Below are 23,413 nucleotides of genomic sequence, written 5' to 3'. Positions count from 1 at the left end.
TCAGGCTCCAGGACGGGCCAAGCCCGCGAAAGGCGGGAACCTTGGCCAGACTGTGGCGGCTTGTCGAGATTGAGCGACCTGAAGGTTTTGTAATCTTTGCCCGTCCCGGGTCCTGTGCCGTCGAGCATGGCTGATGCGGCGTTCACCTTTCTTTTGCGCGAGGGCTTAACCCCGGCATGGGAAAACCGGCGGGACGCAGAGGAAGCCCCGCCATGCAGGCCACCGCCATCGCCGCCGCCGGCATGACCGCCGCCGCCCACCGCCTGACTGCCAGCGCCGAACGCACGGCGACCTGGAGCGCGCGTGACAGCGACACGGATCTGGTCAAGGAGGCCGTTGAGCAGATCTCCGCAAAGGCTGATTTCAAGGCCAATGTCGCGGTGTTCAAGACCGCCGACGCCATGACAGGTGCCCTGCTGGACCTCAAGATCTAGCGCGCCGTCTACTGGGCGCTGCCGCTTCGCCCCCAAGCGGCCGCGCCCGGATTACCGCTCCCCGGGTTTCCCCCAAACTTACCCGGGGAGCGGGTTGATCCCAGATCATCGCCTTGCGAGACCACTGCAACTCAAGTCGGCAACTGCCTTTGCAGCCCAAAGAAAAACGCCCCGGTCTTTCGACCGGGGCGTTTCGCTTTTGTGCGGGTTGTCGCGGCGTTTAGCTGTCCAGGAAGCTGCGCAGCTTGCGGCTCCGCGAGGGGTGCTTGAGCTTGCGCAGGGCCTTGGCCTCGATCTGGCGGATGCGTTCGCGGGTGACCGAGAACTGCTGGCCGACTTCTTCCAGGGTGTGGTCGGTGTTCATGCCGATGCCGAAGCGCATGCGCAGCACGCGCTCTTCACGCGGGGTCAGCGAGGCCAGAACACGGGTGGTGGTTTCCCGTAGGTTGGACTGGATGGCCGCGTCGATCGGCAGGATGGCGTTCTTGTCTTCGATGAAGTCGCCCAGGTGGCTGTCTTCCTCGTCACCGATCGGGGTTTCGAGCGAGATCGGCTCCTTGGCGATCTTCAGGACCTTGCGGACCTTTTCCAGCGGCATGGCCAGCTTTTCGGCCAGTTCTTCCGGGGTCGGTTCGCGGCCGATCTCGTGCAGCATCTGACGGCTGGTGCGGACGATCTTGTTGATCGTCTCGATCATGTGGACCGGGATGCGGATGGTCCGCGCCTGGTCGGCGATCGAGCGGGTGATGGCCTGACGGATCCACCAGGTGGCATAGGTCGAGAACTTGTAGCCGCGGCGATATTCGAACTTATCCACAGCCTTCATCAGGCCGATATTGCCCTCCTGGATCAGGTCCAGGAACTGCAGGCCGCGATTGGTGTATTTCTTGGCGATGGAGATCACGAGGCGGAGATTGGCCTCGACCATTTCCTTCTTGGCCTGACGGGCCTCGCGCTCGCCCTTCTGCACGGTCTGGACGATGCGGCGATAGTCGTCGATCGGCACGCCGGTCTCGGTGGCCAGGGCCGCGATTTCGCTGCGGATGTCGGTGACCGAGGTGGCGTCGTTCTCGACGAACTTGGTCCAGCGCACGCCCATGGCCTTGACCTGGTCGCTCCAGGTCGGGTTCAGCTCCGAGCCGAAATAGGCCTTCAGGAACTCCGAGCGGCTGATGCCATAGCTGTCGGCCAGGCGCAGGAGGCGGCCTTCCAGACCGATCAGGCGCTTGTTGATCGCATAGAGCTGCTCGACCAGGGCCTCGATGCGGTTGTTGTTCAGCTTCAGGGTCTTGAGGTGCAGGATGATGGTCTGGGACAGGGCCTCATAGGCCTTGCGGTCATTGTCGCTGAGGTCCTCGCCGCGCAGGCGGCTGCCGACCAGCTTGTCCTGCAGCTTGCGGAAGGTTTCGAACTCGCTGGCGATCGCGTCCAGGATGGTCATCACGCCTTCGCGCAGTTCGCCTTCCATGGCGCTGACCGTGGGACCGGCACCGTCGTCGAAATCGTCCTCGTCGTCGCCGTCGCCTTCCGGCTTGGGCGCGCCGCCCTCGTCGTCGACCGGCTCGGCGGGTTCGGCATCGCCATCATCGGTCGCCGGCTGGGCGGCGACACCATTGATGGCAGCATAGGTGCCTTCCAGGTCGATCACTTCGCGCAGCAGGATGCGGCCCGTGCCCAGTTCCTCGCGCCAGACCATGATGGCTTCGAAGGTCAGGGCGCTCTCGCACAGACCGCGGATCATGGTGTCGCGACCGGCCTCGATTCGCTTGGCGATGGCGATTTCGCCTTCGCGCGACAGCAGTTCGACCGAACCCATTTCGCGCAGATACATCCGCACTGGGTCGTCGGTGCGGTCATAGGCCGACGGCTTGTCGGAGGTGATGACCTGCTGGTTGTCCTCGCGGGCGACGACTTCGCCGCCCTCATTGGTCTCGGCGTCTTCTTCGGCCTCGACGACATTGACGCCCATCTCGCTGAGCATGGCGAGGGTGTCTTCGATGGCGTCCGGGCTGACCTCTTCAGAGGGCAGAACCTTGTTCAGCTCTTCCATCGTCACGAAGCCGCGGGCTTTCGCCTGCTTGATGAACTTCTTTACGCCGGCATCGGTCAGGTCGAGGAGGGGGCCGTCACCACCGGTGGATTCAGGCGCTTCCGTCTCGGCCGAGGAATTGTTGCTCATCAAGCTCTCCGCAGTCAGCGCGACCTCCCCCGCGAGAGGCGCGCCGAAAAAATTCTAGATCCGAAAGGGTCCTGCCCGCCTGGGCCGCGCCGTCCGTTTCGTCTTTTCCCAAAAAAATCTCGGCCACAAAGTGTCGCATGCCGCCAGCACTGAACGTCCGCCACGAACTATCGCTCCGCGAGAAAGCTCTCGGCAGAGACGGCGGTATCTTCAGCGCGGCCTTGTGCGTTACGACCTTGTGAGTCCGCGACCACTGGGATCCAACGTCGGCGGCGAGGGTGACATCCTGTTTCGGTAAGGGCGCGCGCGATGTGACGGCGGCCCGCTCGATGTCAATCAGCTGCTTGGCAAATCCTTGAGTCGGCAAATGGCGGGGCGAGGGGGCGGTGTCAAGGGGTAGTGGTTATCTCTGGTTCGCTACTTCCGCTTTCCCCGGCGAAGGCCGGGGCCCAGATCGAACCCGAGGAGGTTGTCGATTTCGCTAGGGCGGAAGGCGGATCATCCCCAGACGCTCAGGTTGAATCTGGGCCCCGGCCTTCGCCGGGGAAAACGGATTTATAATGCTCCATAGGTTGAATTCGAAGAAAAGCTCTCGTTAAACTTTGCCCATGGCCTTCCATGTCTACATCATGGCCAGCCGGCGCAACGGCACGCTCTATATCGGCCATACCGACGACCTCGCGCGGCGGGTGTTCGAGCATCAGTCGAGAGAGCGTGGCTTCACCGCAAAGTACGGCTGCACGATGCTGGTCTGGTGCGAACTCCATGAGACGCGGGAGAGCGCCCAGATCCGCGAACGGCAAATGAAGGAATGGCGGCGGGTGTGGAAGCTGCGGCTGATCGAGGAGAGTAATCCCGACTGGCGGGATCTGGCGCAAGACTTTCTGGGCTAACCCAACCTCCGATTTTCTCGGCGAAGGCCGGGACCTAGATTCAGCCTGAGCGGCTGGGGATGACGCGCCTACTGCCTTAGCCTGATCGACAACCACCCTGGGTTCGATCTGGGCCCCGGCCTTCGCCGGGGAGAGCGGATTTAACTCTCCCCGCGCCAGAACTCCAGATTGCTGATCCGGCGCTGGAGCACCGTGATGCGGGTGCGCAGGTCGCGGGTGGCGGTCAGGGTGCCGGCGGTGACCGGTTCGTGCCGCAGGGCTTCGAGGGCCTGTTCGGCATTGGCGACCTCGATCACCGCTTCATAACAGGCCGACCACAGGGCCCTGGCCTGGTGTGGCTCCATGCCGGACTTGAGGAAGGGGGCGTCGGCCTGGGCCACGCGTTCGACCTCGGCGATCTGCGGACCCAGGCCCTTGCGCGCCAGGATGTCGCGGAACGGGGCGTCGTCGTGCATGTCGTCGACCAGAGCCTCGAACAGTTCGCGGGCCAGGGGGCGCAGGCGCGGATCGCCAAAGCCTACCCGCTCGATGGCCTCGTCATAGGGCCGGGCCCAGCCTGGATGGTCGATGGCCGCCAAGGCGATGGCGGCGTGGAAGGGATTGATCCGCTCGCCGATCTGGGCCCGGGCCACGCCGCGGATGCCGGGATCGGGCGGCAGGCGCTTGCCGTCCCTCCACTGGCCGCGGGGCACAAAGGGACGCCCTCCGCCATAGCCGCCATCATTGGGCGTGAAGGCCGCGCGCGGGAACAGGGCATCCAGTCGGCCCAGCAGATCGTCCCTATAGGCCTGGGCCAGATCCTTGTCGGCGATGGTTGCAGCCGCGGCCCGCAGGCGCTGCTTCAGGCCCGCCTTGCGCTCGGGCGTGTCGAGCGGCTCCAGATCGCGTTCGCGGCTGAACAGCTGCTCGACAAAGGGCGTGGTTGCGGCCAGCTGAGACCTGAGCGCCGCAGGGCCCTGCTCGCGCAGGACATCGTCGGGATCCTTGCCGCCGGTCACCAGCGAGAAGCGGAACGAGCGGCCGGGTTTCAGCAGGGGCAGGGCGCGGTCCATGGCCCGGCTGGCGGCCCGCTGGCCGGCCTTGTCGCCGTCAAAACACAGGGTGGGCTCGGGGTGCAGGCGCCACAGCACCTCCATCTGCTCCTCGGTCATGGCCGTGCCCATGGCTGCCACCGCCGCCACGCCGGCCCTCTGGCAGGCGATGACGTCCATATAGCCCTCGACCACCACCAGCGGATTGTTGTCGGTTGGGACGGCGGCCTGGGCGGCGTGCAGGATCTTGCGGGCTTCATAGAGCCCGTACAGCAGCCGGCCCTTGTGGAAGAGGCTGGTCTCGGGACCGTTCAGATACTTGGCCCGGGCCGCGGGATCCATGGCCCGGCCGCCGAACGAGACGACCTTGCCGCACGTGTCGGTGATCGGAAAGATGATCCGGTCGCGAAAGCGGTCATAGGGCGCGCCGCCGTCTTCCGGCGCGATCAGCACCCCGGCCTCGATCAGGTCGCCCGGCTGCGCCCCCTTGGCGATCAGATAGTCCTTCAGGCCAGTGCGATTGTTGGGCGCAAAGCCGATGTGGAAGCGGCTCCACTCGCCTTCAGGCAGGCCCCGGCGTTCCAGATAGGCGCGGGCGGCCTGGCCGACGGGGCGGCGCAGCTCGGCCTCGAACCAGGTAGCGGCCAGCGCCATCCAGTCGCCCAGGCCCTGGCGCTTGCGGTCGTCCTGGGCAGCGCGGGCATCGGGCTCGGGCAGGGCCATGCCGGCTTCCGAGGCCAGACGCTCGATGGCCTCGCTGAAGGTCAGGCGTTCGGTTTCCTGCAGGAAACTGATGATGTCGCCGTGCTTGCCGCTGGAGAAGCAGTGATAAAAACCCTTGTCGTCATTGACGAAGAACGAGGGGCTCTTCTCCTTGGTGAAGGGCGACAGACCCGCATATTCGCGCCCCTGCCGCCGCAGCTTCACCGACTTTCCGATCACGTCGGAGGGGCGAAGGCGGGACTTCAGTTCTTCAAGGAAGCGGTCGTCGAAGCGCATGGCGAGTGGGCTGTACCATAGGCCATGGCCGCACGTGGCGCATCATGCGATCGCGCTCAGCTGGGGTCGATGCTGAGCACCACGCTGCCGCGCTTGTGGCCCTGCTCCACACAGGCATGGGCTTCAGCGGCGTGCTCCAGCGGATAGACCCTGTCGATGACGGGTTTCAACTCGCCCGCCTGGGCCAGGTGGGCCAGCAGCTCCAGGTCCTGCAGCGTGACCTTGGGAACCCCGCCGATCTGGCTCAAACCGCTGGACCGCGACGGGCCGTCCAGGCCCAGGGCCTGACCGAGGCTGCCCTGAACGACCAGAAGCCGGCCGCCGGGCCGCAGCAGGTGGCCGCAGCGGGCGAAGGGGGCGGTGCCCGTCGTGTCCAGGATGATGTCATAGGTGCGGCCCGAGGCGGCGAAATCCCGCGTCTGGTAGTCGATTACCGTCTCGGCTCCGAGGCTGCGGACCAAGCCCTCATTGGCGGCGCTGCAGACCGCCGTGACCCCGGCTCCGAAGTGGCGGGCCAGCTGGACGGCCGCTGAGCCGACACAGCCTGAAGCCCCGACGACCAGCACCTGCTCGCCTCGCTTCAGCTTTCCCATGTCGCTCAGGAAGCCCAGGGCGGTGGTCCCGCCGAAACAGAGGGCGGCGGCGGTCTCAAAGTCGAGATTGGCGGGCTTGTGACTGATCAGGTCATGTTCCCGCAGCACCCGGAACTCCGCATGACAGCCGAAGCGGGCCCCGGTGAAGGCAAAGACCAGATCCCCAGCCCGGAACCGCGTCACCGCCTTGCCCTTGGCGACGACCTCGCCGGCCAATTCGGTGCCCAGGATCGGGTTGCGCGGGGCGATCAGACCAAACACTGGACGGGCCAGGGCCTTGAACCCAGGCGGCATGGCCAGGCTGCGGGCCCGCCAGTCGGCCGAGCTGACGGTTGTCGCCCGGATGCGGACCAGGACCTCGTGGTCACGCGGTGTCGGCATCGGCACCTCGCCGAGACGGACCACGGCGGGCGGTCCATAGGTGCGGCAAAGAGCGGCTTTCATGGGGTGAGGTCCTGTCGGTCGGGGTACCGGCAGGTTTTAAGCCCTAAGTTTCTGCATGGGTATTGCGGTTCTCGATGGAGTTGTTATGCGTTTTTGCATGGATTGGCGGGCTGTAAAATTCGACTGGAACCGGGCGCGGGCCTTTCTGATCACCGCCGAGGAAGGCTCGCTGTCCGCGGCGGCCCGGGCCCTGGGCATGGCCCAGCCGACCCTGGGGCGACAGGTTGAGGCCCTGCAGGAAGAACTCGGCGTCGTCCTGTTCGAGCGGGTCGGGCGCGGCCTGGCCCTGACGCCGAGCGGCCTGGAACTGCTGGATCATGTCCGGGCCATGGGCGAGGCGGCCGGCCGGGTGTCGCTGACGGCGGCGGGGCAGTCGCAGTCCGTGCAGGGCAAGGTCGTGCTGGCGGCCAGCGAGATCCATGCAGCCTTCATCCTGCCGGGCTTTCTAGCCAAACTCCGGCAGAGCCATCCGGGGATCGAGGTCGAGATCGTCGTTTCCAGCCGGGCCAGCGACCTGCGGCGGCGCGAAGCCGACATAGCCATCCGCAATTTCCGCCCCGTCGAGCCGGACCTGGTGGCCACCAAGATCCGCGACGTACCGGCCCGTCTTTATGCCACCCCAGCCTATCTCGAACGCCTGGGCTCGCCACGTCTGCCCTATGACCTGCGCAACGCCGACTTCATCAGCATCGACGGCTCGGGAATGTTCCTGAAGGGGCTGGTCGCGATGGGCCTGCCCCTGACCGAGCGCAACTTCCCTGTCCTGACCGAGAGCTATCTGGTCATGTGGGAACTGGTGAAACAGGGCGTGGGCATCGGCATCCTCGATGGATCCATCGGCGACGCCGAGCCCAGGGTGGTCCGGGCCCTGCCAGACCTCGAACCTCTGATGTTTCCCATCTGGCTGGTGGCGCACCGCGAGCTCAATACGAGCCGCCGGTTTCGGATCGTCTTCGACCTGCTGGCTGCAGAACTCAGGGCGCGCGGGGGACCGGACGCGGGCTGAGCGCGAGCCGCAAGGACAGGCCGAACAGGACGGTCAGGACCGGCAGCCACAACATACGCTCGGCCGCCGAGGGGGTGACGATATGGACGGCGATCCCCAGCGCCATGTAGGCGCAGACCGGCCAGATGAGCCATCGGGGACCCCATTGGGGCCGCAGGCCGCTGTCCCCGAGCGCGATGCGGGTCATGGCCAGGAGCAGGATGATCGAGACGGCCGGGATCAGGCGGATCTTCAGCGGAAGAGCGCCTGACCACTGGCCGCCGAGGGTCAGGTGACCCCAGGGGGCTCCCAGAATGAGCGCGACCTGGAACAAGACCACAAGGCCCATAATGGCGGCGAAGGCCCGTCCGGTGGTCTTCATGTTGGCGAACTCGCGTTTCGGCCCTGTTGTTTGATCACGGGCTTGGAGGGTGGGCCTTTGCTTGCTGGTTCAGAGCATTTTTCTGATCCGATAGCCACCTTATGCCTCTCGCACTGTGGGCCCCGGACTTGTCAGGCGAGCTAGTGCTCCTGCCGGAACGTCACCACCAGGACATCGCGAAGGGCAGGGCGGTCCGGGTCTTCGGGGCGGATCGGGGTCACGCCGTGCAGCACCCGCAAATCGTCCAGCAGCACCATGTCGGCCGGGGCGGTCAGGGTGAAGCTGCCCAGGGACTTGCCGCCGGGGGCGTAGATGTCGGTGACGCCGCTCAGCACATTGATCCGGTCGACCAGCATGACGATCACCCAGTCCACCCCGTCGCGATGCGCGCCCTCGGGCGTGGGCTGGCCCAGTTCGCCGGCGCGGGCCTCGATGCGAAACTGGTGCAGTTCCAAATGCCAGGCGGCCGGCGGCTGCGGCGTGATCGGATGGAAGATGGCCAGGCCCTGTTCGATGACAGCGCGGGTGACCGGATGCTCGGCTATGGCGTCGGTCACCGGCTCGAACCAGCGCTGTACCCCGCCGTTCAGGGCATTGTAGTCGCGGCTCTGATAGTGCGGCTGGGGCGGCTTGCGCCGAACGCCTTCAGGGGTTGCGGCGAAGGCGGCAAACCGGCGCTTCCGGTACCGGCCGCCATCGGCCATGAAGCCGTCCAGACCCAGATCGTTCCAGCTGTCGGCGAATCCGGCCCAATCGGCCAGGGCGGCCGGTCCCAAGAGGTCCCGGGACTCGTCGGCCGGGACGCGCGCAAAACCCCGATCCGTCAGGGCCTCGCGAAGGGCATCGGCGCTCACGCCGCCGCTCCCGGCCGGAACGACAGGCCCCGCTTGAGGGTCTGGGCGATGCGTTCGGCCTTGGCGCTGACCAGGGCCGCGCGCGGGGCGTCGAACAGCTCGGCGCAGGTCAGGTGGAACAGGCCCAGCCACGGGGTGAACAGACCTTCGGTCAGGCCCTCGACCCGCTGGTGAACGGCCATGGGCGAGCCCTTGTAGCCGCCCGAGCCCTGCAGAACCCCGGCCCAGAACCGCTTCAGGGTCGCCAGATGCTCGGGCCAGCCGTCGTCGCCCACGGCCTTCTGAAAGACCGGCCCCAGGCGGTGGTGCTGCTGGACCTTGGCGTAAAAGGTCTCAACCAGGGCGTCGATCTCGGCGTCAGTGAAGGGCGCGGGTTGCAGGGTCATGAGCGTTAGATGGTGCGGCGCGGCTGCAAGCCAAACCATGCGATGAATCAAATTGGGTATGCTCGCCAACTTGACCGTTTCGACGCTCCGGCGCACCTCTCGCCCATGATCAAGCTGCCGCCCCTGAAGCCCGATTCCGACCAGATGCTGCATCTGGATGCCCTGCGTATTGTCGGGGCCCTGATGATCGTGGTCTTCCACTTCAACCGCTTCATCAATCTGGACGGCCGCTGGCAGCTGGCCGATGACACGATCAAGACCTTCAGTCTGATCGTCGACCTGTTCTTCGTGATCAGCGGCTATGTGATGGCGGCGATCTATACCGGCCGTCTGACCACGCTCGCGAAATATGGCGACTTCCTCAAGAAGCGGGTGGCGCGGCTGGGGCCGCTGCACTGGGCGACGATGCTGGTCTTCATCGCTGTGGCCGCCGCCGGGGCGGCCGGCTGGATCCAGGACAGGGATGCCAAGCGCTATGACGTCGCCTGCATCGTCCCCAACATCCTGTTCATCCACGCCTGGGGCGTGTGCAAGTCCCAGACTTGGAACTTCGTCAGCTGGGCGATCAGTGCCGAGATGGGGGTCTATATCGCCCTGCCGCTGCTGTTCTGGATCACCGCCAGGGGGCGCTGGGTCACCGGAGGTCTGGCAATCCTGAGCCTGGTGATCTTGCTACAGACCCCGCACGGCGACCGGCCGTTCCACCAGTGGACCTGGGATTACGGCGTGCTGCGGGCCGTGCCGGGCTTCCTGATCGGCATGCTCGGCTTCCAGATCCGGCCGCTGCTGGCCAAACTGCCCTATCCGAACCTGGTGATGTGGGGCCTGCTGGCCGCCTTCCTGATCGCCTCGCCGCTGAAGGTTCCGCGCGATGTGCTGCTGCTGGTGATCTATGCCGTCGGCCTGGCGGGCATCGCCGCTGACGCCGCCGGACCGGTCGGACCCGTGACCCGACGCCTGGCCCCCTGGGCCCAGCTCAGCTTTACCCTCTACATGCTGCACCCCATCGCCCTGAAGATGGGCCTGGCCTGGGTGGGGCTGGGGATGTGGAACCTGAACGGCGACCTGATGCGGCTGTGGGTGCTGTTCTGGGTCGTGGCCCTGGTGCCGCTGGCCTATCTGTCGCTGATCCTGTTCGAGCGCCCGGCGCGCGACTGGATCACGCGGCTCAGCTGGCGGAAATCTGATCGATCCAGTCCGGAAGCGCACTGATCGCGTCCAGCTCGACATAGCGCGGATGATCGGCCGGTGCCTGGGCGGCCTCATGGGCCCAGACCAGCGGATAGGGGATCAGCGCGCCCCAGGACCCGGCCTCCAGGGCCGGCAGGATGTCTGACCGCATCGAATTGCCGGCCATCACTGCCTGGTCGGCGCCTGTGCCATGGCGGTCAAACACCCGGCGATAGGTACCGGCATCCTTCTCCGAGACGATCTCGACCGCGGCGAACAGGTCACCCAGCCCCGACGAGGCCAGCTTCTGCTCCTGGTGCAGCAGGTCGCCCTTGGTGATCAGGATCAGGCGATAGCGCTCGGACAGCCGGGCCAGGGCGTGTTCCACGCCGGGCAGGGGCTCGACCGGCTCGGTCAGCATCTCGCGGCCGGCGGCCAGGATTTCGCGGATCACCCGGGTCGAGACCTCGCCATGGGTCAGCTCCATGGCCGTCTCGATCATCGACAGGGTGAAGCCCTTGGCCCCATAGCCATAGAGCCGCAGGTTGCGCTTCTCGGTGGCCGCCAGCTGGGACTCGATGTGGGCGGCGTCGCCATGCTCGGCGAGCAGGTCGACGAACCTCTGGTGGGTCAGGCGAAACAGGCTCTCGCAGTGCCACAGGGTGTCATCAGCATCGACGCCGACGGTCGTAACGGTATGGGCGGGCACTTGCATGTCCTTCCCGTCGCCGCATCGCCGGCGGGCGTCAAGACGCCTTGCGTGGCGACCCAACCCTTCACCGCCCTTGCAAGCCGTCTGATCACTGTTCAGGTTGGTCGCAAAGATCATAAGCCGGGGAGGCGACCATGGCGTTCGGCGACTATCAGAACGAGATCTATTTCGGCGGGCTGATGCGCGGCGTGAAGCCGACTCTGCCGGTCGACTTCAAAACCCTGGAAGCGCGCGCCCAGGCCGCCCTGCCGCCCGCAACCCTGTCCTATGTGCAGGGCGGGTGCGGCGATGAGTTTACCCAGGACCACAATGCCGAGGCCTTCAAGTCGTGGGGTCTGGTCCCGCGGATGATGGTCGACTGCACGACCCGCGATCTGTCGATCGACCTGTTCGGGATCAAGCTGCCCAGCCCGGTCTTCATGGCCCCCATCGGGGTGATCGGCCTCTGCGCCCAGGACGGTCATGGCGATATCGCCACCGCCAGGGCCGCCGCCGCCACCGGTGTGCCGATGGTGGCCTCGACCCTGATGAATGATCCGATGGAGCAGGTCGCCGCCGCGATGGGCGACACCCCCGGCTTCTTCCAGCTCTACACGCCCAAGAACAGGGACGTTGCCGAAAGCCTAGTGGCCCGGGCCGAGGCCTCGGGCTTTAAGGCCATTGTTGTGACCCTCGATACCTGGGTGACCGGCTGGCGACCGCGCGACCTGAATGAGGCCAATTTCCCGCAGCTGCGCGGGCACGCCCTCGCCAACTACATGTCCGACCCCGCCTTCCGCGCCCTGTTGGCCAAGCCGCCGGAGGAAGACCCGCAGGCGGCCGTTGCCCAGTGGGGGGCGACCTTCGGCAAGACCCTGACCTGGGCCGATCTGCCCTGGCTGCGGTCGATGACCAAGTTGCCGCTGATCCTCAAGGGCATCTGTCATCCCGACGACGCCCGCCGGGCCATCGATGGCGGGGTGGACGGGATCTACTGCTCCAACCATGGCGGCCGGCAGGCCAATGGCGGGGTAGCGGCCATAGACATGCTTCCAGGCGTGGTCGAGGCCTCGGGCAAGACACCGGTGATGTTCGATTCCGGGGTGCGGTCAGGCAGTGACGTGGTCAAGGCCCTGGCCCTCGGCGCAGCCGCCGTGGGCATTGGTCGACCCTATGCCTATGGTCTGGCACTGGGAGGCGTGGCCGGGGTCGTGCACGTGCTGCGCAGCATTCTGGCCGAGGCCGATCTGCTGATGGCCGTCGACGGCTATCCCACCCTGACCGACCTGCGGGCGGCGGGGCTGGTCAGGCGTCCCTGAGGCCTAGAAGGTCTGGACGAAAAAGATCGTCGCGCTGATCGGCAGGGCCGCCACAAGCATCAGACGCAGCGCCGTTTCACCGAGACCGACAAGGCTGGTCGTCGAGCCTTCGGTGGTGATGAGACGGGTCACGCTGAGGGTGGTCATCGGTCTGCTCCTTCGAGGCTCTCAGCATGAGCTCTAAGGTGTTAACGCGGCATAATTTTGAAGGTCCGCGCCCCGCGACAAGTTGTCCTCAGAAAAAGGGCGAGCGACCCTGGGTCAGGGTGTCGCCCAGCCCGACCCCGGTTCGGGCGAGCGCAGGCTCGCACAGGCCGAGTGAGCCTTGACGACCCGGCGCAGGGAGGCCGGGAAACGGTGCAGCTTGTCCTCCGGACGGATGGGGCGAGCGACCAGATCGCCGCCGCAATTAGGGCAGGTTCCGGAGAATCGCGTGTCAGCGCAGTCGGCGCAGAAGGTGCATTCGAAGGTGCAGATCCGGGCCTGGTTGCTGGAGGGCGGCAGGTCGCAGTCGCAGCACTCGCAATTGGGGCGCAGTTCCAGCACGGCCAATCTCCATCGCCCGGATGTCGCAAGGCTGGCAGCATAAGGGATTGAGCCCTCATCCGGCGAGGGCGGGCTTTCACAGATCACGGGAATGTGGCGGTGCGGCAGGACTCCCGCGATCCAAGGGGTTGACCCCCCACTTCACACCTCCTAGACACGCCGCCGTTTGCGCGGCGGGTGGGGGTTAACCCCGGCCCGGCTTTTTGCGACAATGACCGGTCCTGTTCAGGGGCCCTGCGTTCTGGAGGCGCTTTCCGAGATGTCCAAAGACCTTCTCCCCCCTCCGGTCCTGCTTAAGGGCGTCACTGGTATTCTGGCCCTGGCCGATGGCACGATCCTGCAAGGCGTAGGCTGTGGCGCGGTCGGCGATGCGGTCGGTGAGGTGTGCTTCAACACCGCCATGACCGGCTATCAGGAGATCCTGACCGACCCGTCCTACATGGCCCAGATCGTGGCCTTCACCTTTCCCCATGTCGGCAATGTCGGGACCAATGCCGAAGACCTCGAGCAGATGTCCGGGGCGTCTGAAACCGCTGCCCGGGGCGCGATCTTCCGTGAAGTGCCGACCGATTCTGCCAACTGGCGCGCCGACAGCGATTTCGACGGCTGGATGAAGCGTCGCGGCATGGTCGGACTGGCCGGGGTCGATACCCGCGCCCTGACCCGCAAGATCCGCGAGACCGGCATGCCGCACGGCGTCATCGCCCATTCGCCTGACGGCGTGTTCGACCTTGAGGCCCTGGTCGCCAAGGCCCGGGCCTGGTCCGGCCTGGAAGGCCTGGACCTGGCCAAGGACGCTTCGACCACCCAGACCTTCACTTGGGACGAGGGCCTGTGGTCCTGGCCGGAAGGCTACGCCAAGCTCGACAAGCCCCGGTACGAAGTCGTGGTCCTCGACTACGGCGTCAAGCGCAACATCCTGCGGTCGCTCGCCCATGTCGGGGCCCGCGCCACGGTGGTGCCGGCCAATACCTCGGCCGAGGACATCCTGGCCCGCAATCCCGATGGCGTGCTGCTGTCGAACGGCCCGGGCGACCCGGCTGCGACCGGCCAGTATGCGGTGCCGGAGATCCAGAAGCTGGTCGCCAGCGGCAAGCCGGTGTTCGGCATCTGCCTGGGTCACCAGATGCTGGCCCTGGCCCTGGGGGCCAGGACCGTGAAGATGGAGCAGGGCCATCACGGGGCCAACCACCCGGTCAAGGACCTGACCACTAACAAGGTCGAGATCGTCTCGATGAACCACGGCTTCACAGTCGACAGCGACAGCCTGCCGGCCGGTGTGGCCGAAACCCACGTGTCACTGTTCGACGGCACCAATGCCGGCATCGCCCTGGAGGGCAAGCCGGTGTTCTCGGTGCAGCATCACCCGGAAGCCTCGCCGGGCCCGACCGACAGCCTCTATCTGTTTGAGCGCTTTGCCGGCCTGATGGACGCCGCGAAATAGTCCCGATGCACCCCCGCCCGATGCGGCGGGGGTAGCGTCACAAAACCAGTTTCACACTGTCATGGCTCCATCACGCTCCCCGCCGGGGTGCGTGTTAGCGTCCTCGAATTCCGTTCCGAGTTCACTCAAAGCTTCGGCGAGGATTCCCATGACCTTCCCCCTGCCTCCCTATGAGCGCGTCGGCGGCGAGACCGTCGCCCGGACGGCGCTCGACGACTTTTTCCAGCGGGCCCAGGCCGATGATCGCCTGGCCGACGTCTTTGGTCCGGTGATCACGGCGGGCGGCCGCGCCTTTGTGGCGGTGTCGATGGATGCCGGTCGGGCTGACGGCCATGATGAGGTCGGTGCCGCCCTGGCCTGGCTGACGGAAATCGGCCTGGGTGACGATGAACTCGATCTGATTATTGGCCATCTGGCTGCCGCCCTCGAGCTTGTCGGGGTCAGCGACGAGATCATCGCCGAGATCGCGGACCAGGCCGAATCCCTGCGCGATGCGGCGCTGGCGATCGACCCTGACGAGGATTTTGACGACGAGGACGAAGACGAGGACGTCGCCGCCTAAGCCTCGAGGGGCTTGAGTATGGGCGACTGAACCTTCCGAATGTGGCTCAGGATTAAAAGCCGGAGTCTGTCAGGATTCGAGGTTAGTCCTTAATTTCGGACAGGCCCTAGGTTCCGAACTGGGTGAACGGCACCTTGTTGAACAGCTCCCGTTCCGCGCCGCGCGGGTCGTCGGCCAGGGCCGAGGGCGTGTTGAACACCATCGTCTGGCGGCGGGGCAGGGTGTAGGGCTCCCAGGTCGGGACTGTCGGTCCATTGGGATTGCCTGTGCGCGCGAAGGCGATGAAGGCATCGCTCATCTGGTTGGACATGGCGACGGACTCCGGACTGGCGTCCGCCAGAGAGCCTTTCGCCGTCAGGGTCCCAAACACCAGGGCGATGTCGATGGTGTGGGGCGCGCCCCAGACCCCGCCGTCGCGCGGCGAGCGCCAGTCCACCTGATAGACATAGGCCGGGGCCCCGGCCCGGGCGCGTTCCTCGGCCTGGATAATGGCGGCCTTCCAGGAGCGGCCGGCGGTCGAGGCGGCGAAATAGACGTCTGAGGGTGAATAGTGCGGATAGAGCCTGCGATAGGCCGCCACCACGGTGGCCGGATCGATGTCGATCCGGGCATTGAACTGGCCGGGCAGGCGGCTGATCACCTCGTCCCAGGTCAGGTCCAGCATCTTGCGGTCAAAGCCGACGAAGCCGCGGGTTTCGTCATGGGTGTTGCCGCACATCATCGGCACGTTCAGGCTTTGCGGCGCAGCGTCAGGGAAGAACGGGTGACGGCTCAGGGACCGCTCGTCCAGCACCGGGCCCATATAGACCCCGCCTGATCCGGCGACGGGATCGATAGCCTTCAGCCCGGCCAGAAAGGCTTCAGCGGGCAGGGCGCGCAGGGCTGCCAGGTCCTTGATCCCCAGCTTGTCGAGGAAGGCCTGGGCCCGGTGGGTGGCATTGAACGGCCCGGCGGCGGTCACCTGCTGGCCGCTCATGGTGGCGGCGCGATGGAACAGGCCGCCGGCGGCCGGCATGGCCATCAGGGTGGCGACCTTGGCCCCGCCGCCGGACTGGCCAAACAGCATGACCCGACCCGGATCGCCGCCGAAGGCCGCGATATTGTCACGCACCCACTGCAGGGCCAGGACGAGGTCCAGCTGACCCACATTGCCGCTGTCAGCGACGCCGGGATCGTCGAACAGACGCGCCAGATAGAGATAGCCGAAGGCATTCAGGCGGTGGTTGACGGTGACCACCACCACGTCGCCACGCCTGGCCAGGGCGGTTCCGTCATAGAGCGGGCTGCCGCCGGAGCCGGTATTGTAGGCCCCGCCGTGGATATAGACCATGACGGGTCGCTGGCCGCCATCGGCCAGGCCGTGCTTCCGGTCTGCGGTTGCCGGCGTCCAGACATTGAGAAACAGGCAGTCTTCCGACAGCGTCTCACCGTCTTCGCCACGGCCGGACTGGGGGCTCGCCGCGCCATAGGCCAGGGCCTCCTGCACGTCCGTCCAGGGTTGCGGCTTGACCGGCGGCATGAACCGTCGCGCGCCACCGGTGTCTGCGCCATAGCGCAGGCCCTTGAAGACGTGAACGCCGTCAGCCCGCGCGCCGCGTACCCGGCCGTTGGTGGTCGTCACCACGGGTGAGCGCTGAGCGCCTGCGGCCAGGCCCGCGCCGGGCGTCAGGGCCAGCGCGCCGCCCGCGAGCAGCAGGCCACGACGGTCAAGACGGGTTTGGCGGTCCATGGTCCCCTCCGGCGCTTCTGGCTACGCCTGATCCAAGGGGTAGCACAGGCCATGACACCGGTGGACAGTAAATCAGCCGCGCTCACCCTGGTAGAACGGTGTCGGCAGGTGCGCGGGCGGCGGACCGGCCCTGGCGGGCGACAGGGCGTTCACGGCCTCGGCATGCCGCCGGATCACCGCCAGGGTCGAGACATCGGCGTCAAACACTCCGTACAGGCCCTGCTCCTCCTGCGGCGGATCGCCCACGAAACTCTTGTCGCCGTGCTTGAACCAGGCATCGGCCTGCTGGGCGCGACCTTCACCGTTCCAGGCCCAGAAGTTGGTCCCGCAGACCGGCCCGCCAGCCTTCATGTCGGCCAGGGCCAGATCATAGATCGTTGTATAGAAGCGGTCCTTGTACCTGGCCGGCGCGTCGGGCGCGAAGGCCCGCTGGTCGCGGATCAGACCGAACTCCTCGATGACCAGGGGCTTGTTGAGTGACCGCGCCAGGGCGATGTGGCGCTTTACATAGTCGCGACAACGCGCCTCACCCGCCTCATAGGTGGCAGGCTGGTTCTTCGGGTCGATCCAGCCCCAGTTGTTGGGCCAGATATGCAGGGTCACATAGTCGATCTCGGCCGGCTTGTGGGCTTCGACCACACAGGATTCACGCTCCAGGCAGCCCATGCTCCCCTCGCTGCCGGTCGAGACCAGATGGTGCGGATCCAGACCCTTGATGAAGGCGGCCGTCTCGCGAATCCAGCAGTAGTAGATCGGCAGATTGGCGACCCCGAAGCCTTCGCTGCCGCCGGGGCGCGGCTCGTTGGCCAGTTGCCAGGCCATGATCGTCGGATCGTTGCGATAGGGCTGGCCGGTGACACTGTTAACCCGTCCGACCAGGCTCTTCACGAAGTGGCGGAACAGGGCATTGGCCTGGGTGTCACCATAGAAGCGGGCCGCGTAGTCGGCATATTCGGGCCAGGGATGGGCCGGATCACCTTGCTGGAACCAGGTGCCGTTCTCGGTCCATCTCAGATAGGCCGGCATGCCCCCCGACCAGTCCCAGAAATTGTTCAGATAGATTACCGCCTTCATGTCGCGCAGGGCCATTTCGGCCAGCAGGAAATCCAGCCCCTTCAGCAGGTTGGCGTCATAGTCTGCGCCAGGGCCGCGGAAGGTCGGGTCCAGGGCCACCTTGGCGGGCGAGCGCTCGCCCGAACCCAGCACGCGCAGATTGGTCACGCCCAGGGCCTTGAGCTTGTCGAGCTCGCGCCGCAGCCGCGCGCGATCGCCATAGGCGGCCGGGGCACCCAGCCAGGCACCGTACCAGAGATTGCCGCCCACGAAGCGATAGGGTTGGCCGTCGAGGGTCAGGCGGCCGTCGGTGACGGCGACGAAGCCGTTCGGCTTGGCGGTTGCCGCGCCCAAGGCCGGGGCAACCGCAAGCGCGGTCAGCAGGGTCCGGCGGGAAAGGGTCATGGCAAGTCCTCCGTCACACGCTGTCCAGCGCGCCGGAGGACCATGCCGTGTCTTAACGACGCGAACAACCGTCCGGGGACGGGCCGGCGCGCCTAAAGGTTCAGCAGCGCCGGGTCGCCGCCCTGGGCTGTGATGTTGATGCTGACCGCTCGCTCGACCGCAAAGCGCAGCAGGGCGTGGGGTCCGCCGGCCTTGGGACCGGTGCCCGACAGGCCTTCGCCGCCGAACGGCTGGACCCCGACCACTGCGCCGGTCATCGAACGGTTCACATAGGTGTTGCCGGCCGGGACCAGGCGCTGGACATCCGCTGCAAAGCTCTCGATCCGCGAATGGATGCCCAGGGTCAGGCCATAGCGACGGGCCGCCAGGGCCCCCGCCACCTGTTCCAGGTCTTCCGGAGCGTAGCGCACGACGTGCAGGACGGGGCCGAAAACTTCGCGCTCGAGGAAGTCGGCGGCGGGGATCTCGGCCATGACCGGGGCGAAGAAGGTGCCGGACGCCGGAGCGTTCAGGGCGTGCAGGACCTTGGCCTCGCGCTTCAGGCGCACCAGGTGCTTGTCGAGCGCGTCCCTGGCCTCGGCATCGATGACCGGGCCCACATCGGTGGTCGCCAGGGCGGGATCGCCCAGGGTCAGGGCGTCCATGGCCCCCTTGAGGCCGTCGATGATGTGGTCGGCGGTGTCGTGCGGCAGGAACAGCAGACGCAGGGCCGAGCAGCGCTGGCCGGCGCTGCCGAAGGCCGAGACGATGACGTCGTCGATGACCTGTTCGCGCTGGGCGGTGGTGTCGACGAACATGCCGTTGAGGCCGCCGGTCTCGGCGATGAACGGTACGATCGGGCCCTGGCGCTGGGCGAGGGTCTGGTTGATCCGCCAGGCGGTGTCGGTGCCGCCGGTGAAGGCCACGCCGTCCAGTTCGTCATGGGCGGTCAGCACCGCGCCGACGGTTTCGCCGCGACCGGGCAACAGGGCCAGAAGGCGCGGGTCGAGGCCCGCAGCGTGATAGAGCTTCACCGCTTCCATGGCGATCAGCGGGGTCTGCTCGGCAGGCTTGGCCAGCACGGCATTGCCCGCGGCCAGGGCAGCCGCGATCTGACCGGTGAAGATGGCCAGGGGGAAGTTCCAGGGGCTGATACAGACAAAGACGCCACGGCCGGCCAGGCGCAGGACGTTGGTCTCGCCCACCGGGCCCTTCAGGACCTCGCCGTCGCCGAACTGATCCTCGGCCAGCACCGCATAGTAGCGGCAGAAGTCCACGGCCTCGCGGACCTCGGCAATGCCGTCACTCAGGGTCTTGCCGGCTTCGCGCGACAGGATGGCGATCAGGGGGTCGATATTGGCTTCCAGGGCGTCGGCCATGGCCCGCAGCACCTTGGCACGAGCGGCCCCGCCCGCCTTGTCCCAGGCCGGTTGCGCGGCGCGGGCCAGCTTGAAGGCCTGGTCGATCTGGGGAATCTGGGCTTCCGAGACCACGCCGACGACACGACCGGCGTCCGAGGGGCTGATCACGGGCTGCGGTGCTGCGCCGGCCGACATCTTGCCGCCGACCAGAGGGCCGGCCGAGAGCGGCGCGGCGTCCAGGGTCGTCACCGCGGCGCTCAGGCGCGCGCGCTCGGCCAGGACGGACAGGTCGATCCCGGCAGAGTTCTGACGGCGGTCGCCATAGACCTTGGGCGGGGTCGGAATCTTGGCGTGGCGGTCGGGATGGGCCTCAACGGCGTCGATCGGGTCGACCACGACCTTCTCGACCGGAACCCGCTCGTCGAGCAGGGCATGCACGAAGCTGGTATTGGCCCCGTTCTCCAGCAAGCGGCGGACCAGATAGGGCAAGAGGTCTTCGTGACCGCCCACCGGGGCATAGGCCCGCAGGGTGATGCCGTCATAGAGGTCGTCGGCGGCCTTGTAGAGTGCCTCGCCCATGCCATGCAGGCGCTGATGCTCGATCTTGACGCCGGCGGTCTTGGCCATGCGCACCACGGCCGCCAGGGTATGGGCGTTGTGGGTTGCGAACTGGGCATAGAGGTGCGGCGCGGCGGCGATCAGGGCCTTGGCGCAGACCAGATAGGACAGGTCGGTTGCCGGCTTGGTCGAATAGACCGGATAGTCCGGGCGGCCGGCGACCTGGGCGCGCTTGATCTCGCTGTCCCAGTAGGCGCCCTTCACGAGGCGGACCATCAGGCGGCGGCCGGTGTCCTGCGAGAGGGCCGACAGACGGGCGATCACCTCGGGGCACCGCTTCTGATAGGCCTGAACGGCGAGGCCCAGACCGGTCCATGGGCCCAGGTCCGGCTCGCGGCACAGGCGGTCCAGGAGCTTCAGCGACAGGGCCAGCCTGTCGGCTTCTTCGGCGTCGATGGTGAAGTTGATGTTGTAGCGGGCGGCGATCAGGGCCAGGCGCAGAACGCGCGGATAGAGCTCGTCCCAGACCCGGGCCTCTTGGGTGGCCTCATAGCGCGGGCAGAGCGCCGACAGCTTGACCGACACGCCGTGACCGGCCTCAGGACCGGCATTGTTGGACAGCCTGCCGACCGTCTCGATGGCGTCGGCATAGGACTGCTCATAGCGGGCGGCGTCGGCGGCGGTGCGGGCGCCTTCGCCCAGCATGTCGAAGCTGCAGATGTCGCCGTCGCCGGCGGCGCGCTTGATGGCCGCCTCGATGGTGCGTCCGAGCACGAACTGCTCGCCCATGATGCGGATGGCCTGGCCGACGGCGGCACGGATGACGGGCTCGCCCAGGCGGCCGGCGATCTTCTTGATGAAACCGGGCAGGTCCTTCTGGGCCTGGTCGTCGGGCTCGACAATCTTGCCGGTCAGCATCAGGCCCCAGGTCGAGGCATTGACGAACAGGCTGTCGCTGCCACCGAGATGCGAGGCCCAGTCGGCCGAGCCGATCTTTTCAGCGATCAGCTTGTCGCGGGTATCGTCGTCAGGCGTGCGCAGCAGGGCTTCGGCCAGACACATCAGGGCCAGGCCTTCGCGGGTGCCGAGGCTGAACTCCTGCAGGAAGCTTTCGACCACACCCTGCTTGCGAACGCTGCGGCGCGCACCCCTGACCAGAGCCTCGGCCTCGGCCCGGACGACGGCGCGATCCTCGCTGGTCATTGGCGCGGCGGCCAGAAGATCGCTGATCACGGCGGCTTCGCCGCGGTACTTGCCGTTGTCGAGGCTGTCCCAGTCGGTCATGCGCTTACCCTTCGGGTGGAATGATGATCAACGGTATATGTAGGCCTGAAGCGAATGTGCTTCGTTTGTGGGGAATTGAAGCCGTAGAAGCTTCACTTCAACAGCACCTAATGACAGTTTTACTCCAGACTTGATGCCTGGCGGCGTGGCGGCGTGACGGTGCAGGGCCTGTCGGCAGACTGACCCTGGCAGGGGGCGTTGGGAAGGGGAGAGGTGGGAAGGGACGCGACTGGGGGGGGAGACGCGCGTCCCTTCCGCTCTCGGCGGCACCCTGGGGGAAAGGTGCCACTGGTGTCCCCAATCAGGCGGAGACAGGGTCTTCGGGGGCTCCGGGCGCCTTCTGGAGAAACGGCGGTGCGGAACCGGCTAGGACGGTGTGTGGTATAGCCGCATGTTTTCTGAATGTGCTTTGCTTTATGTGACAATTCTACGAACAATCTTCGAGAAAAGGTGCAAATGGCCAGTTCCGCTCTTGATGACACCGATCGCCGCCTGTTGAAGGTTCTGCAGGCCGATGGCCGCATCACCAATGCCGAGCTGGCCAAGCAGTGCCATCTTTCGCCAGCGGCCACCTTCGACCGCGTGCGCCGCCTGCGCGAGCGCGGTTTCATCACCGGCTATGCTGCCCTTCTCGATCCGGCCAAGGTCGACCGTGCCCTGCTGATCTTCGTCGAGGTGATGCTGGAGCGTACGACCGGCGAGGTCTTTGACGATTTCGCCGCCGCCGTTCGCCGCGCGCCCGAGATCCTGGAATGCCACATGGTGGCCGGCGGCTTTGACTATCTGATCAAGGCCCGGGTGCGCGACATGGAGGCCTATCGCGGCTTCCTGGGCGACATCCTGGTCAAGATGCCCGGCGTGCGCGAGACGCGGACCTATGCCGTGCTGGAAGAGGTCAAGAGCACGGTGCAGTTGCCGCTCTAAGCGGCCAGCTCGACCCGCACTGTGCTGGCGATGAACCCGCCGCCCAGCACCCGCTCCGGATCGGCGGGGTCATAGAGCACGCAGGCCTGACCCGGGGCGACGCCCTCTTCGTGGGTGTCGAACACAACACGCAGGTCGCCGTCCACCATGGCCAGACGGCCCGGTACCGGTTCACGGGTCGAGCGGACCCGGGCCAGCACGGGCTGGCCGGCTTCGGCGGCGGCTTCGAGGCTATCCTGGACGCCCAGCCAGTTGCCGTCCTTGAGCACCAGCGAGGCTGTCAGCAGGGCCTCGCGCGGGCCGACGATCACCTGGCGCTTGTCGGCGTCGATGCGGACCACGAACAGGGGATCACCGACGGCGATGTTCAGGCCGCGGCGCTGGCCGATGGTGTAGCGGGTGACGCCCTCGTGCCGGCCGAGAACGCGGCCGTCCATGTGCACGATGTCGCCCGGGATCGCGCCGTGCGGGCGGATGCGGTCGATCACCGTGGTGTATTTGCCTTCGGGCACAAAGCAGATGTCCTGGCTGTCCGGCTTGTCGGCAATGGCCAGGCCCAGTTCGGCGGCGACGCGACGCACCTCGCTCTTGGGCATGTCGCCCAGCGGGAAGCGCAGGAAATCCAGCTGCTCGCGGGTGGTGGCGAACAGGAAATAGCTCTGGTCCTTGGCCGGATCGCCGGCCCGGCGCAGTTGCGGTCGGTTCGAGCCCTCCCGGTGGCCGCGCTGGACATAATGGCCGGTCGCCATGGCTTCGGCGCCCAGGTCGCGGGCCACGTCCAGCAGATCGCGGAACTTGACCGTCTGGTTGCAGCGCACGCAGGGGATCGGCGTCTCGCCACGCAGATAGGCGTCGGCGAACTCTTCGATGACCTGTTCCTTGAAGCGGCTCTCATAGTCGAGGACATAGTGCGGGATACCGATGCGCTCGGCGGCCATGCGGGCGTCCATGATGTCCTGGCCCGCGCAGCAGGCGCCCTTCTTGGCGATGGCTGCGCCATGGTCATAGAGCTGCAAGGTAACGCCGACCACGTCATAGCCGGCGCGGGCGAGCAGGGCGGCGGTTACCGTGGAGTCGACTCCGCCCGACATGGCCACAACCACGCGCGCGCCGGCGGGAAGGCCTACCGCGTCGCGGGCCGTCGCGACGGCGCGATCGGAGAGGTCATGAGCTGAAAGGTTGGCGTCCATCGCGGCCATATAGCGCCT

At 66.6% G+C, this 23,413-nt stretch carries 21 protein-coding genes; 8 read left to right on the top strand and 13 right to left on the bottom strand.

Features of this window, described 5'->3' with window-relative positions; all coding sequences use genetic code 11:
• The first annotated feature begins 212 nt into the window (after nt 1–212).
• The gene (locus tag AQ619_RS13860; RefSeq protein ID WP_062148784.1) at nt 213–434 is read left to right on the top strand and encodes a flagellar basal body rod C-terminal domain-containing protein; all 222 of its coding nucleotides are present in this window, start codon (nt 213–215) and stop codon (nt 432–434) included.
• Between the two features lie 220 nt (nt 435–654).
• On the opposite strand, the gene rpoD is transcribed toward AQ619_RS13860, so the two are convergent.
• A complete protein-coding gene (gene rpoD / locus AQ619_RS13855; protein WP_062148781.1) occupies nt 655–2,613 on the bottom strand; it encodes an RNA polymerase sigma factor RpoD in 1,959 nt (652 codons plus the stop codon).
• A 608-nt stretch (nt 2,614–3,221) separates the two neighbouring features.
• Between rpoD and AQ619_RS13850 the strand changes: the two genes are divergently transcribed.
• Nucleotides 3,222–3,506 carry a GIY-YIG nuclease family protein gene (locus AQ619_RS13850; RefSeq protein ID WP_166504257.1) on the top strand — a complete coding sequence of 95 codons (285 nt, stop codon included), beginning with the start codon at nt 3,222–3,224 and terminating at the stop codon, nt 3,504–3,506.
• 140 nt (nt 3,507–3,646) lie between these two features.
• On the opposite strand, the gene dnaG is transcribed toward AQ619_RS13850, so the two are convergent.
• Both dnaG and AQ619_RS13840 read right to left on the bottom strand, forming a co-directional pair.
• Complete coding sequence (dnaG, locus tag AQ619_RS13845) at nt 3,647–5,536, bottom strand: DNA primase (protein ID WP_062148775.1); 1,890 nt, start codon at nt 5,534–5,536, stop codon at nt 3,647–3,649.
• Between the two features lie 56 nt (nt 5,537–5,592).
• On the bottom strand, nt 5,593–6,573 hold the full coding sequence (locus AQ619_RS13840) for an NAD(P)-dependent alcohol dehydrogenase (protein ID WP_062148772.1): 981 nt from the start codon (nt 6,571–6,573) through the stop codon (nt 5,593–5,595).
• Nucleotides 6,574–6,670: 97 nt separating this feature from the next.
• On the opposite strand from AQ619_RS13840, the gene AQ619_RS13835 reads away from it, so the two are divergent.
• Nucleotides 6,671–7,579 carry a LysR family transcriptional regulator gene (locus tag AQ619_RS13835; RefSeq protein ID WP_207205005.1) on the top strand — a complete coding sequence of 303 codons (909 nt, stop codon included), beginning with the start codon at nt 6,671–6,673 and terminating at the stop codon, nt 7,577–7,579.
• On the opposite strand, the gene AQ619_RS13830 is transcribed toward AQ619_RS13835, so the two are convergent.
• From AQ619_RS13830 to AQ619_RS13820, 3 genes are all read right to left on the bottom strand, one after another.
• Entirely contained in the window at nt 7,548–7,940 is a 393-nt protein-coding gene (locus AQ619_RS13830; RefSeq protein WP_062148766.1) for a hypothetical protein, read from the bottom strand. The genes AQ619_RS13835 and AQ619_RS13830 overlap by 32 nt on opposite strands.
• 140 nt (nt 7,941–8,080) lie before the next feature.
• Nucleotides 8,081–8,794 (bottom strand): 2OG-Fe dioxygenase family protein, encoded by a 714-nt coding sequence (locus AQ619_RS13825; protein ID WP_062148763.1) that lies wholly within the window; start codon nt 8,792–8,794, stop codon nt 8,081–8,083.
• On the bottom strand, nt 8,791–9,180 hold the full coding sequence (locus AQ619_RS13820; protein ID WP_062148760.1) for a group III truncated hemoglobin: 390 nt from the start codon (nt 9,178–9,180) through the stop codon (nt 8,791–8,793). Before AQ619_RS13820 ends, AQ619_RS13825 begins: the two co-directional genes overlap by 4 nt.
• Before the next feature lie 105 nt (nt 9,181–9,285).
• On the opposite strand from AQ619_RS13820, the gene AQ619_RS13815 reads away from it, so the two are divergent.
• Nucleotides 9,286–10,392, top strand: a complete 1,107-nt coding sequence (locus AQ619_RS13815; protein ID WP_062151688.1) for an acyltransferase family protein — start codon at nt 9,286–9,288, stop codon at nt 10,390–10,392.
• Here AQ619_RS13815 and AQ619_RS13810 read toward each other — a convergent pair.
• Nucleotides 10,349–11,059 (bottom strand): HAD family hydrolase, encoded by a 711-nt coding sequence (locus tag AQ619_RS13810; RefSeq protein ID WP_236849478.1) that lies wholly within the window; start codon nt 11,057–11,059, stop codon nt 10,349–10,351. The genes AQ619_RS13815 and AQ619_RS13810 overlap by 44 nt on opposite strands.
• Nucleotides 11,060–11,196: 137 nt before the next feature.
• On the opposite strand from AQ619_RS13810, the gene AQ619_RS13805 reads away from it, so the two are divergent.
• Nucleotides 11,197–12,360, top strand: coding sequence for an alpha-hydroxy-acid oxidizing protein (locus AQ619_RS13805; RefSeq protein ID WP_062148754.1), 1,164 nt, complete (start codon nt 11,197–11,199; stop codon nt 12,358–12,360).
• A 3-nt stretch (nt 12,361–12,363) separates the two neighbouring features.
• Here AQ619_RS13805 and AQ619_RS19175 read toward each other — a convergent pair whose 3' ends face one another.
• Complete coding sequence (locus AQ619_RS19175) at nt 12,364–12,507, bottom strand: hypothetical protein (protein ID WP_166504256.1); 144 nt, start codon at nt 12,505–12,507, stop codon at nt 12,364–12,366.
• A 114-nt stretch (nt 12,508–12,621) separates the two neighbouring features.
• On the bottom strand, nt 12,622–12,906 hold the full coding sequence (locus AQ619_RS13800) for a DUF1272 domain-containing protein (RefSeq protein WP_062148750.1): 285 nt from the start codon (nt 12,904–12,906) through the stop codon (nt 12,622–12,624).
• Between the two features lie 259 nt (nt 12,907–13,165).
• Between AQ619_RS13800 and carA the strand changes: the two genes are divergently transcribed.
• Complete coding sequence (carA, locus tag AQ619_RS13795; RefSeq protein WP_062148746.1) at nt 13,166–14,350, top strand: glutamine-hydrolyzing carbamoyl-phosphate synthase small subunit; 1,185 nt, start codon at nt 13,166–13,168, stop codon at nt 14,348–14,350.
• Nucleotides 14,351–14,498: 148 nt separating this feature from the next.
• Complete coding sequence (locus AQ619_RS13790; protein ID WP_062148743.1) at nt 14,499–14,912, top strand: globin family protein; 414 nt, start codon at nt 14,499–14,501, stop codon at nt 14,910–14,912.
• 106 nt (nt 14,913–15,018) lie between these two features.
• On the opposite strand, the gene AQ619_RS13785 is transcribed toward AQ619_RS13790, so the two are convergent.
• The 3 genes from AQ619_RS13785 to putA all read right to left on the bottom strand — a co-directional run bounded on the left by AQ619_RS13785 (nt 15,019) and on the right by putA (nt 21,281).
• Nucleotides 15,019–16,641: a carboxylesterase/lipase family protein gene (locus AQ619_RS13785; protein ID WP_062148740.1), complete on the bottom strand. Its 1,623-nt coding sequence runs from the start codon at nt 16,639–16,641 to the stop codon at nt 15,019–15,021.
• A 72-nt stretch (nt 16,642–16,713) separates the two neighbouring features.
• Complete coding sequence (locus AQ619_RS13780) at nt 16,714–18,099, bottom strand: glycoside hydrolase 5 family protein (RefSeq protein ID WP_236849477.1); 1,386 nt, start codon at nt 18,097–18,099, stop codon at nt 16,714–16,716.
• A 92-nt stretch (nt 18,100–18,191) separates the two neighbouring features.
• Entirely contained in the window at nt 18,192–21,281 is a 3,090-nt protein-coding gene (gene putA, locus AQ619_RS13775; protein ID WP_062148737.1) for a bifunctional proline dehydrogenase/L-glutamate gamma-semialdehyde dehydrogenase PutA, read from the bottom strand.
• Between the two features lie 456 nt (nt 21,282–21,737).
• Here putA and AQ619_RS13770 point away from each other — a divergent pair, with 456 nt between their 5' ends.
• A complete protein-coding gene (locus tag AQ619_RS13770) occupies nt 21,738–22,205 on the top strand; it encodes an Lrp/AsnC ligand binding domain-containing protein (protein ID WP_062148734.1) in 468 nt (155 codons plus the stop codon).
• On the opposite strand, the gene mnmA is transcribed toward AQ619_RS13770, so the two are convergent.
• Nucleotides 22,202–23,404 (bottom strand): tRNA 2-thiouridine(34) synthase MnmA, encoded by a 1,203-nt coding sequence (gene mnmA, locus AQ619_RS13765; protein ID WP_062148731.1) that lies wholly within the window; start codon nt 23,402–23,404, stop codon nt 22,202–22,204. The two genes, AQ619_RS13770 and mnmA, sit on opposite strands and share 4 nt — an antisense overlap.
• Nucleotides 23,405–23,413: the final 9 nt, after the last annotated feature.

It is taken from the genome of Caulobacter henricii (assembly GCF_001414055.1).
Classification (GTDB): Bacteria; Pseudomonadota; Alphaproteobacteria; order Caulobacterales; family Caulobacteraceae; genus Caulobacter; species Caulobacter henricii.
The sequence above is the reverse complement of the archived record's forward strand: the minus strand, read 5'-3'. Positions and strand labels throughout refer to the sequence as shown.

Coding starts and splice junctions, on each gene's coding strand:
- AQ619_RS13860 (WP_062148784.1), top strand. CDS start 213: ATGCAGGCCACCGCCATCGCCGCCGCCGGCATGACCGCCGCCGCCCAC.
- rpoD (WP_062148781.1), bottom strand. CDS start 2,613: ATGAGCAACAATTCCTCGGCCGAGACGGAAGCGCCTGAATCCACCGGT.
- AQ619_RS13850 (WP_166504257.1), top strand. CDS start 3,222: ATGGCCTTCCATGTCTACATCATGGCCAGCCGGCGCAACGGCACGCTC.
- dnaG (WP_062148775.1), bottom strand. CDS start 5,536: ATGCGCTTCGACGACCGCTTCCTTGAAGAACTGAAGTCCCGCCTTCGC.
- AQ619_RS13840 (WP_062148772.1), bottom strand. CDS start 6,573: ATGAAAGCCGCTCTTTGCCGCACCTATGGACCGCCCGCCGTGGTCCGT.
- AQ619_RS13835 (WP_207205005.1), top strand. CDS start 6,671: ATGGATTGGCGGGCTGTAAAATTCGACTGGAACCGGGCGCGGGCCTTT.
- AQ619_RS13830 (WP_062148766.1), bottom strand. CDS start 7,940: ATGAAGACCACCGGACGGGCCTTCGCCGCCATTATGGGCCTTGTGGTC.
- AQ619_RS13820 (WP_062148760.1), bottom strand. CDS start 9,180: ATGACCCTGCAACCCGCGCCCTTCACTGACGCCGAGATCGACGCCCTG.
- AQ619_RS13815 (WP_062151688.1), top strand. CDS start 9,286: ATGATCAAGCTGCCGCCCCTGAAGCCCGATTCCGACCAGATGCTGCAT.
- AQ619_RS13805 (WP_062148754.1), top strand. CDS start 11,197: ATGGCGTTCGGCGACTATCAGAACGAGATCTATTTCGGCGGGCTGATG.
- AQ619_RS19175 (WP_166504256.1), bottom strand. CDS start 12,507: ATGACCACCCTCAGCGTGACCCGTCTCATCACCACCGAAGGCTCGACG.
- carA (WP_062148746.1), top strand. CDS start 13,166: ATGTCCAAAGACCTTCTCCCCCCTCCGGTCCTGCTTAAGGGCGTCACT.
- AQ619_RS13790 (WP_062148743.1), top strand. CDS start 14,499: ATGACCTTCCCCCTGCCTCCCTATGAGCGCGTCGGCGGCGAGACCGTC.
- AQ619_RS13785 (WP_062148740.1), bottom strand. CDS start 16,641: ATGGACCGCCAAACCCGTCTTGACCGTCGTGGCCTGCTGCTCGCGGGC.
- AQ619_RS13780 (WP_236849477.1), bottom strand. CDS start 18,099: ATGACCCTTTCCCGCCGGACCCTGCTGACCGCGCTTGCGGTTGCCCCG.
- putA (WP_062148737.1), bottom strand. CDS start 21,281: ATGACCGACTGGGACAGCCTCGACAACGGCAAGTACCGCGGCGAAGCC.
- AQ619_RS13770 (WP_062148734.1), top strand. CDS start 21,738: ATGGCCAGTTCCGCTCTTGATGACACCGATCGCCGCCTGTTGAAGGTT.
- mnmA (WP_062148731.1), bottom strand. CDS start 23,404: ATGGCCGCGATGGACGCCAACCTTTCAGCTCATGACCTCTCCGATCGC.